The 8,421-nt window shown below is 71.3% G+C and carries 8 protein-coding genes; 3 read left to right on the top strand and 5 right to left on the bottom strand.

All coding sequences use genetic code 11. The features are described 5' to 3' along the window. On the top strand, positions 1-1,065 hold a 1,065-nt coding region (locus tag STRTUCAR8_RS36355), incomplete at its 5' end, for a lactonase family protein (protein ID WP_006381284.1). On the opposite strand, the gene STRTUCAR8_RS36350 is transcribed toward STRTUCAR8_RS36355, so the two are convergent. Next, positions 1,033-1,758, bottom strand: coding sequence for a DUF2470 domain-containing protein (locus tag STRTUCAR8_RS36350; RefSeq protein ID WP_006381246.1), 726 nt, complete (start codon positions 1,756-1,758; stop codon positions 1,033-1,035). The two genes, STRTUCAR8_RS36355 and STRTUCAR8_RS36350, sit on opposite strands and share 33 nt — an antisense overlap. A 104-nt stretch (positions 1,759-1,862) precedes the next feature. Further along, a complete protein-coding gene (locus STRTUCAR8_RS36345) occupies positions 1,863-2,471 on the bottom strand; it encodes a TetR/AcrR family transcriptional regulator (protein WP_006381240.1) in 609 nt (202 codons plus the stop codon). Positions 2,472-2,578: 107 nt separating this feature from the next. On the opposite strand from STRTUCAR8_RS36345, the gene STRTUCAR8_RS36340 reads away from it, so the two are divergent. Both STRTUCAR8_RS36340 and STRTUCAR8_RS36335 read left to right on the top strand, forming a co-directional pair. Then, positions 2,579-4,054 (top strand): cytochrome P450, encoded by a 1,476-nt coding sequence (locus tag STRTUCAR8_RS36340; RefSeq protein WP_006381278.1) that lies wholly within the window; start codon positions 2,579-2,581, stop codon positions 4,052-4,054. Positions 4,055-4,161: 107 nt separating this feature from the next. Beyond that, entirely contained in the window at positions 4,162-4,362 is a 201-nt protein-coding gene (locus STRTUCAR8_RS36335) for a DUF5999 family protein (protein ID WP_006381281.1), read from the top strand. Between the two features lie 14 nt (positions 4,363-4,376). Here STRTUCAR8_RS36335 and STRTUCAR8_RS36330 read toward each other — a convergent pair whose 3' ends face one another. From STRTUCAR8_RS36330 to STRTUCAR8_RS36320, 3 genes are all read right to left on the bottom strand, one after another. Continuing rightward, a complete protein-coding gene (locus tag STRTUCAR8_RS36330) occupies positions 4,377-5,678 on the bottom strand; it encodes an alpha/beta fold hydrolase (RefSeq protein ID WP_006381271.1) in 1,302 nt (433 codons plus the stop codon). Between the two features lie 145 nt (positions 5,679-5,823). Beyond that, the gene (locus STRTUCAR8_RS36325; protein WP_006381247.1) at positions 5,824-6,855 is read right to left on the bottom strand and encodes a LacI family DNA-binding transcriptional regulator; all 1,032 of its coding nucleotides are present in this window, start codon (positions 6,853-6,855) and stop codon (positions 5,824-5,826) included. 91 nt (positions 6,856-6,946) lie between these two features. Beyond that, positions 6,947-8,371, bottom strand: coding sequence for a BNR repeat-containing protein (locus STRTUCAR8_RS36320; protein WP_006381265.1), 1,425 nt, complete (start codon positions 8,369-8,371; stop codon positions 6,947-6,949). Positions 8,372-8,421: the final 50 nt, after the last annotated feature.

Here is an 8,421-nt window from a genome sequence, read left to right as displayed (position 1 = left end):
GAGCCCGCCCCCGCCGCGCCGACCACCCCCCGCCGCCTCCTCCTCGGCACGTACACCTCCGTCGAGGGCGGCGGCACCGGTATCGGTCTCGCGACCTACGATCCGGTCTCGGGCCGTGTCACACGCGCGGGAACCGTCCCGGGTGTGGCCGACCCGTCCTATCTCGCCGCGCACCCGGACGGCCGCACCCTGTACGCGGTGAACGAGCGCGAGGACGGCGGCGTGACCGCGATCCGGCTCGACGGCGAGGGCGGCGGCCACCAGGTGCTCGGCACGCGCGGAACCGGCGGGGCCGCGCCGTGCCATCTGTCGGTTCATCCGAGCGGGCGCTGGCTGCTCCTCGCCAACTACGGCTCCGGCAGCGTGGCGGTGCACCCCATCGACACCTCGGGCGCGCTCGGCGAGCGCACCGACCTGGTCACGCACTCCAGTCCGGCACCGGGCCCGGGTCAACAGGGACCGCACGCGCATCAGTTCGTCACCAGCCCGGACGGCGGCCACGTCCTCGCGGTCGATCTGGGCACGGACACGGTCTACACCTACCGCCTGGACACCGGACGCGGCACACTCACCGAGGTCTCGCGCGCCCGGACCCGCCCGGGCGCCGGCCCCCGCCACCTCACCTTCCACCCCGGCGGCCGGTACGCGTATCTCGCCAACGAGGTCGACAACACGGTCGCCGTCTGCGTCTACTCCCCCGCCACCGGGCGCCTGGACATCGGGGAGGCGCAGTCCACGGGGACGGGAGCGGGCACGAGTTACCCGGCCCAGTTCGTGGTGACCCCGGACGGGCGGTACGCGTATCTGGCGAACCGTGGGCACAACAGCCTGACGCGGTACGCCGTGGAGGCGGGCGGTGCCCGTCTCCGGCTCCTCGACACGGTGCCGGTCGGGGGTGACTTCCCGCGCCACATCGCCCTCGCGCCGGGCGGCAGCCTGTTGTTCGCGGCGAACCAGCGGTCGAGCACGGTCAGCGTCTTCCACGTCGACCGCGCGAGCGGTGAACTGCGGCCCGCGGGCGAGCCGTTCGCGTCACCCGTCGTCGTCTGTGCGCTGCCGCTGTAGTGCGCGGGGGCAGGAGGCGGCACTGGCCTGGGTGAGCAGGATGTGCATGCGCTCGGTGAGCTGGGACACCGAGTCGGCGGGCTGGTGGAACGCCAGCCGTACGTCGCCGTGGGTGCGGACCCGCTCGATGCGCAGGGTGATTCCGTGCCGGTCGACGGCGAGCGGCCGGACGTTGACGGCGCCGTGCAGACTGTCCGGCTCGACCAGGCGCGTGAGACGCTCGACGGCGTCACCGTGACAGTCGGCGAGATGGCTCAGCAGCTCGGCCTCGGCGACCGCCAGCGGGTCGGGCGCTGCGGCGGCGAACTCGGCGAGGTCGACGACGACGGCACCGGAAGCCTGGCGCAGGACCACGCGTGTCGGGCGGAACGCGAGCTGCTCGTGCTCGGCGGTGAACCAGCCGGCCATCCACAGGCGCGCGCGGATCCGGTTGCGCACGGGGACGGGCGAGACGTCGGCGAACTCCAGTACGGCCGACGGCTCACCGCGCGGTGCGAAGACGGCGGCGGCGAGCAGCGCGCTGTCGGCCGGCACGTCCAGGACCACCCGGCCGTCCTCTCCGACGGTGTGCGCGCCGACGAACTCCTCGCGCCCGCCGTCCGCGGTCACCGCGCACGACCACGCGGCGGCTAGCACCGAGCGCGCGCGTTCCGCCGCGGCGGGCGCGGCCGTCCAGGTCTGACTGTCACGCATCCCGAATCTCCTTAGGTAAGCCTTGCCTAACCTATCGAAAATCCGGGTGCACGCCAACCGTCTCCCGCGATCCCGTGCGATTCCCTACCGAAGCCAGCCCGACCTCAGGGCGCGAGCGTGCCGAGCAGCGACCGCGCGCACAGGTCCCGTACCTGCTGCCGGGTCAGGTCCGAACCGCGCAGCCACTCCAGGCACACGGCGGTGGTGAACGCCAGCCAGCCCCGGACGGCGAGGCGCAGGTCGGGCCGCTCCCCCGACAGCCGCCCGAACTCCGGGTCGGCCGCGAGCGCCGCGAGGATCTGCCGCTCCTGCGCGGCCAGCGCCCGCTGGTAGACCTTCCGTACGGCCTGGTCGCCGGACGCGTCGGCACGATGGAAGGCGCGATAGCCGTGCGCGTGCTCCTCGACATAGGCGAGGAAGGCGTCGAGGTTCGCGTCCAGTTGCTCACGCGCGGGAACACCCGGCACGGCCGCCGTCATCCGCAGCATGCGCTCGCTCTCGCGCTCCACGACCGCCGCGAAGAAGTCCCGCTTGTTCGGGAAGTAGTGGTAGAGCAGCCCGCGCGAGACGCCGGCGATCTCGGCGACCTGCTCGATCCACACCTCGTCGTACGGACTCTCCGAGAACAGTCGCGCGCCGACCGCCAGGAGCTGCTCCCGGCGCTCGCCGGTACTCAACCGCCGACGTGTGCGCTCCCCGCCCTTCGCAGCCATGGCCGCACTTTACTTGACGTCGGTTCAACAGCGGGATCAGACTGACCCCGCTATTGAATCCACGTACAACAGGATCAACACGCCCCTGTATCAAGGGAGATGGCGTCATGACCGAGACGGCGACCCGGACAGCCGCGTCCAGGGGATTCCGCAGTGCCGAGCTGGGCTGGCCGGAGCTGCAGCGGATCCCGCATCCGCCGCGCCGGATCCCGCTGCTCGGCGACCTGGTCGGCGTCAGCCCCCGTACGCCCCTCCAGGACTCGATGCGCGTCGGGCGGCAGCTCGGGCCGATCTTCCGGCGCAGGGCGTTCGGCAAGGAGATCGTGTTCGTGTGGGGCGCGGATCTCACCGCCGATCTTGCGGACGAGACCCGCTTCGCCAAACACGTGGGCCTCGGGGTGGCCAACCTGCGCCCGGTCGCCGGGGACGGACTGTTCACGGCGTACAACGACGAGCCCAACTGGCAGCTGGCGCACGATGTTCTCGCCCCCGGTTTCAGCCGCGAGGCGATGGCCGGCTACCACCCGATGATGCTGGCCGTCGCCGGGCAGCTCACGGACCACTGGGACCGGGAACTGGCCGCGGGCCGTGCGGTGGACGTGCCCGGAGACATGACGAAGCTGACCCTGGAGACCATCGCGCGCACCGGCTTCGGGCACGACTTCGGCTCCTTCGAACGCGAGCGCCCGCACCCCTTCGTGACGGCGATGGTGGGGGCCCTGAACCACGCGCAGTATCTGAACATCGTCCCCGCGCCGCTCGCCCCGCTCCTGCTGCGCCGGGCCACCCGGCGCAACGAGGAGGCCGTGGCGTACCTGAACCGCACGGTCGACGAGCTCGTACGGGCCCGCCGGGCGTCGGACGGCGGGGGCGGCGGCACCGGCGACCTGCTCGACCGCATGCTCGACACCACCCACCCCGAGACCGGTGAACGCCTCGCGCCCCAGAACGTGCGCCGGCAGGTCCTCACCTTCCTGATCGCCGGCCACGAGACGACCTCCGGCGCGCTCTCCTTCGCCCTGCACTACCTCTCCCGGCACCCGGAGGCCGCCGCCCGCGCCCGCGCCGAGGTGGACCGCGTCTGGGGCGAGGCGGAGGTTCCCGGCTACGACCAGATCGCCAAGCTGCGGTATGTGCGCCGGGTGCTCGACGAGTCGCTGCGGCTGTGGCCGACGGCGCCCGGTTTCGCCCGCGAGGCCCGTCACGACACGGTGCTCGGCGGCGAGCATCCGATGCGCGAGGGCGCCTGGACGCTGGTCCTGGCTCCGCTGCTGCACCGCGACCCGACGGTCTGGGGCGCCGACGCCGACCACTTCGACCCGGACCGTTTCGACGCGGCGGCCGTACGCGCCCGCCCCGCCCACGCGTTCAAGCCCTGGGGCACCGGGGCCCGGGCGTGCATCGGCCGCCAGTTCGCCCTGCACGAGGCGACCCTGGTGCTCGGTCTGCTGTTGCGCCGCTACGACCTGAAGCCCGACCCGGACTACCGGCTGCGGGTGGCGGAACGGCTGACGGTGATGCCGGAGGGGCTCCGGCTGCACCTCGAACGCCGGTCCCCGGGCAAGGAGTTGGCGGCTGCCTGACCCGGCACCTCACAGATGAATTTTCCTGCGTGTCGGGGTCTCCACATACAGAGGTAAACAACCTCCGCTACTACTGGGGGCAGAGCCCCTGAGACGCGGGAGAGACCATGTGCACACACCAGCCTTCGTGCCCGCCCGTCGACAGCACGGACCACGACGCCGCGGTCATCGTCACGGCCCACCCGGAGCAGGGCTGGAACCTGCTCTGCAACGGCACCATCGTCTTCGACGACACGGGTGAACTCCTGCCCGACGGGAGGGCCGTGGGCCCGCAGCGCGGCGGCGGCGAACTGCCCGCCGCCGCCTGAGCCACCGGGTGTCGTCACACCTCGTCGCGGGTCAGGGCCAGTAGACGGTCGAGCACCCGGGGGCCGCCCGCCCGCACCCCGTCGTGCTCGAACTCGTCGGTGACCCAGGTGCGCAGGCCCCGGATCGCCCGAGCGGTCTCCAGCGCGTGGGCGGTGTCGACGTACATGTCGTCGTGGTAGACGGCGGCGGCGACCGGAACCACGTTGGCGGCGAGGCGTGAACGGTCGTACAGGGGCGGCCAGTCGGTGTGGGCGGCGAGGAGTTCGGCCGTTTCGCGCAGGGGGCGCAGGGCCGGGTCGACGTCGAACATCCAGGGGTGGACGGACTCGCCGGTGAACAGCAACGGGCCGTCGCCCGCGAGGGACTTGCCCGCGTCGAACTGCGGGAACTCGGCGCGCACCCGCTCGGCGGACCAGTCGGTGGGGCTGCCGTCCTGGCCGTAGATGGCCTCGTGGACGAGGGCGTACAGCGGATGACCGGCGTAGGACAGGAGGCCCTGGACCTCCTCCAGGAACGCGTCGGACAGGGCGGCGCCCCCGGGGGTCCTGACGAAGGCGTCCTCCAGGAGGTAGTGCAGCCGGTGGCTGCCCTCGCCGCCGCCGAGGAGGATGCCGAGGGACTGGAAGGCCTCGACGGTCAGGCGGTAGCCGTTCGGCAGGACCGGCTCGTAGACGCTCACGTACTCGGCGATCCGCCGTGCCCGGTCGACGTCCTGCAGGTAACGCGCGTAGTGCGCGGCGACCTTGCGTTCGATACGGGGATAGGCGGCCCGGTAGACGTCGTCCGCGTGCCCGTCGAGCGACGGGAGGCCGCCCGTGATCAGGGCGGCGGCCAGGCCCTCGGGAGCCGTCGACAGATAGTGCACCGCGCAGAAGCCGCCGAAGCTCTGGCCCAGGACGGTCCAGGGTGCGCCGCCGGTGACCGAGGGGCGTATGGCCTCGCAGTCCCGGACGATCGAGTCGGCGCGGAAGCGGGTCAGATAGGCGGCCTGGTCGGCGGGCCCGCCGCGCAGCGGCAGCGTCTGACGGTTGGCAGGGGTGGAGGCACCGGTGCCGCGCTGGTCCAGAAGGAGGACACGGAACTCCTCCAGGGCGCGGCCGAGCCAGGCACCCTGGCCGACGAAACGATTCGCTCCGAAGCCCGGGCCGCCCTGCAGATAGATCAGCCAGGGCAGTTCGGCGTCCTTCTTGTCGCTCGCGACGACCTCACGGGCGTAGAGCTCGATGCGCTCCCCCGCCGGGTCGTCGTGGTCCAGGGGGACGGTGAAGTGTCGGTCGGTGAGGACGACACCGGGCTGTCGGTAGCTGGCGGACAACGGGGCTCCTTGAACGTACGAATTCCAGGCCGTGGCCCAGTCCAGCACAGATTCTTCGCCCGGCCGACCCGGTGGATCAAGAAATTCCAGGAACTCCGCCGAATCCTCCACGGAATCCGCTACTGAACCGCTACTGAACGGCGACTCAGCGCGCCGACAGGCTGGAGCGCCGGACCACCAGCTCCGGCTGGAGTACGACCCTGCGGTGCGAGTGCCGTCTCGCGCCGGACTCCGCCTCCGTCTCGGTCTCCTCCAGGAGGAGTTCCGCGGCCAGGGCGCCCATGGTCACGGCGGGCTGGCGGACGGAGGTGAGCGGGACGGCCGCGGCGGCGGCGAACTCGATGTCGTCGTAGCCGACGATCGCGAGGTCGTCGGGGACGCCGACACCGGCCGCGTACATGGCCTGCAGGACGCCGAGGGCGAGCAGGTCGTTGGCGCAGAAGACGGCCGTCGGCCGGTCGGCGAGGCCCAGGAGGCGGGCGCCCGCGTCCCGGCCGGCGGCCACGTCGAGGCGCTCGGTGGGCAGCTCGCGCAGGGCGGTGGGGCTGAGGCCGGCCTCGGCGAGCGCGTTCATGGCGCCCGTGCGGCGGTCGCGCACCTGGTTGAAGCCGGGCGGTCCGCTGACGTACGCGATGGAGCGGTGTCCGGCGTCGACGAGATGACGTACGGCCAGTGCGCCGCCCGCCACGTCGTCCACGGACACCGAGCACTCGGTGGTGCCCTCGGCGACCCGGTCGACCAGGACGAACGGGATGCCATGGCGGCGGAACGACTCGATGTTGCGGCCGGTCGCGTCGGCCGGGGTGAGCAGCACTCCGCGCACCCGCTGTTCGGCGAAGAGCGACAGGTAGTCGGCCTCCTCCCCGGCGCTCTGCGCGCTGTTGCAGACCATCACGCCGAGCCCGGCGTCCCGCGCGGCCCGCTCGGCACCGCGTGCCACGTCGACGAAGAAGGGGTTGCCCATGTCGAGAACGAGCAGCCCCATGATGCGGCTGCGCCCGGCGCGCAGCTGACGGGCCGACTCGCTGCGGACGTAGCCGAGGCGGTCGATCGCGGACAGCACTCGCGCGCGGGTCTCGGTGGCGACCGAGTCCGGGCGGTTGATGACGTTCGAGACCGTGCCGACGGAGACTCCGGCAGCGCGTGCGACGTCCTTGATACCCACCGGCTGGGCCATCAGGCGGGGACCTCCAGGGAAACGAACGGTACCGGGCAGACCCTTACATTAGCGGCCTGCCCGGCTCTGGCTAATCCGCTGATCATTCCGGTCACGCGGGCAGCCGGAAGTCGACGACATGGAGTGCCGAGGGGGTCGTACCGCTCGACTTCTCCTGGTAGAGGACGGACAGGACGTTGTCCTGGGCGATCCGTGTCTCGTCGATCACGACCTCGCCGAAGGCGTTCAGACCGCTGCCGTCGAAGAGCACCGTCCAGTCGGTGTACCCGGAGGCCTTCGAGGCGCCGGCTATACGGCCGAAGGGGAAGATCGCGTAGGCGTTGTCGTACTTGTCGAGGACCAGCTTGGTGCGCTGGCTGGAATTGAGCGGGACCGGGATCTCGGTCTTCTGCCAGCTGCCGGCGGAGTTCTTGCGCAGGTGGAAGGCGCGGCCGTTGGCGGTGCGGTTGGCGACGTAGTTGGTGGTGCACTGGCCGAAGCGGCCGGGTACGTAGCTGATGACGGCGTGCGGCAGCCCGGACGAGTCGGTGAACTGGCTCTCCTGGTTCATCAGGGAGTGGTCCGGGTTCAGGGCGTCGACCACCAGGCCGCTGTCCGTCACGGCGACCTTGTCGGAGCCGCCGGTGGTGCCGACGAGCGTGCCCGCGTTGTTGCGCCAGGTGCGGCCCCGGTCGTCGGAGTAGACGTAGCCGGTGTCGTGGTTGGTGATGCCGCCGCTGTTGCACATGACGGCGCCGTTCTGCTCGCGCCAGGTGAAGAACGAGTGCAGGCGGCCGTTCTTGTCGTAGTCGATGCCGTGCAGGTACATGTTGCGGACCGTCGAGGAGCCGTGCTCGCTGGTGTACGTGCCGGTGGAGCTGGACCACTCGCCGAGGTTGGTCCAGGACGTGCCGTCGTACTCGGCGATCGCGTTGCGGCCGTTGCCGGAGATGCCGACGCGGTAGCTGAGCTGCAGCTTGCCGTCGGGCAGCGAGATGAACTGCGGGTACGTGAACTGCGTGGTGAGCGCGAGTCCGTCGAGTGTCGACTGGGGTGCGCCGAAGCGGGCCGCGGTCCAGCTGAGCCCGGACGGGTTGTCCACGAGCCCGGCCACCGACTTGACGTAGGTGAAGCCGTCGCTGTGCGAGTCCATGTTGAGGTGGAGGCGGCCGTCGGTCTTGGAGACGCCCATGGAGATGACGTTGTGCGAGTCGCTCGCCTTGAGGGTGTGCCCGACCTGGACCGTCGACCAGGTGCTGCCGCCGAGGACACGGCGGCCGACGACGGCGTTCTTGTCGGCGGTGTACCAGACGGCGTACTGGTAGCCCTTGTAGGTCAGCAGGGCGTTCTTCTGGAACGAGTTGTTGTTGACCAGGCCGTCGTAGGAGACGAAGAAGACGGCCTGTGAGTCGAGGGTGGTGTTGCCGGTCTGGGTGACCGAGGGGCCGGGGTCGGCGGCGCGGGCACTGCCGACGGCGAAGGCGGGGGTCACCACGGCGCCGGCGAGAGCGGCGCCCAGCAACGTACGTCTGTTCATCTCGGGGACTCCGTTGTCTTGCGAAATGAGATGGGGTGAAGCAGGGGGTG

This window comes from Streptomyces turgidiscabies Car8 (genome assembly GCF_000331005.1).
In the GTDB taxonomy this organism is placed as follows: Bacteria; Actinomycetota; Actinomycetes; order Streptomycetales; family Streptomycetaceae; genus Streptomyces; species Streptomyces turgidiscabies.
This window is presented reverse-complemented; position numbering and strand designations above follow the sequence as displayed.

Excerpts from the sequence above, each read along its gene's own strand:
- STRTUCAR8_RS36350 (WP_006381246.1), bottom strand. The coding sequence starts at position 1,758 with ATGCGTGACAGTCAGACCTGGACGGCCGCGCCCGCCGCGGCGGAACGC.
- STRTUCAR8_RS36345 (WP_006381240.1), bottom strand. The coding sequence starts at position 2,471 with ATGGCTGCGAAGGGCGGGGAGCGCACACGTCGGCGGTTGAGTACCGGC.
- STRTUCAR8_RS36340 (WP_006381278.1), top strand. The coding sequence starts at position 2,579 with ATGACCGAGACGGCGACCCGGACAGCCGCGTCCAGGGGATTCCGCAGT.
- STRTUCAR8_RS36335 (WP_006381281.1), top strand. The coding sequence starts at position 4,162 with ATGTGCACACACCAGCCTTCGTGCCCGCCCGTCGACAGCACGGACCAC.
- STRTUCAR8_RS36325 (WP_006381247.1), bottom strand. The coding sequence starts at position 6,855 with ATGGCCCAGCCGGTGGGTATCAAGGACGTCGCACGCGCTGCCGGAGTC.
- STRTUCAR8_RS36320 (WP_006381265.1), bottom strand. The coding sequence starts at position 8,371 with ATGAACAGACGTACGTTGCTGGGCGCCGCTCTCGCCGGCGCCGTGGTG.